Raw genomic sequence first — 473 nt, 5'->3', positions numbered from 1 at the left:
CCGCAGCATCGAGCGGCTATTTGCCCAGCTCGGTACGCTCAAGATGCCACGCGCGATCGAGATCCGGTCTTCACGCCGGACCAAGACGCAGTGGTTGGATATGAATGTCGACGTGGCTCGCGCCTTCAGCCTCAAGTACAAGGCGCTGCGTCAGGTTCTCCCACCCATGGTCAGCTGGGACACGCCGCACATTTTCGAGTTCGAAACGCTCCTCGAGGCCGCAAGCAAGAGCCGCAAATTCCGCGAGAACGTCTCGACGTCGCGCGCAAACATTCAGATCAAGTTCGACCTCACCCTGACTGTGGGACGCGGCCCGGGCGCGGAGAAAAACACCGTTCAGTTGATCTGGCGGGCCGAGCCAAACGCGATCGGATTGGCGTTGCCCGAGGACTTGGCCCGGCTCGAAAAGAACCCATTCGGTATTGCCGAAGTGTCGCGCATGCTGGTCAGCAAGAAGGGAGCGATGCAATCGG

Annotated in this window: 1 protein-coding gene; it reads left to right on the top strand. The window is 60.5% G+C overall.

The genetic code is table 11. From position 1 onward, the window contains the following. Positions 1 to 473, top strand: a 473-nt coding sequence (locus tag EOA13_RS38260) for a hypothetical protein (protein ID WP_164780682.1), incomplete at both ends; no start/stop codon positions are given.

This window comes from Mesorhizobium sp. M7A.F.Ca.US.011.01.1.1 (assembly GCF_003998295.1).
Classification (GTDB): domain Bacteria; phylum Pseudomonadota; class Alphaproteobacteria; order Rhizobiales; family Rhizobiaceae; genus Mesorhizobium.
The sequence above is the reverse complement of the archived record's forward strand: the minus strand, read 5'-3'. Positions and strand labels throughout refer to the sequence as shown.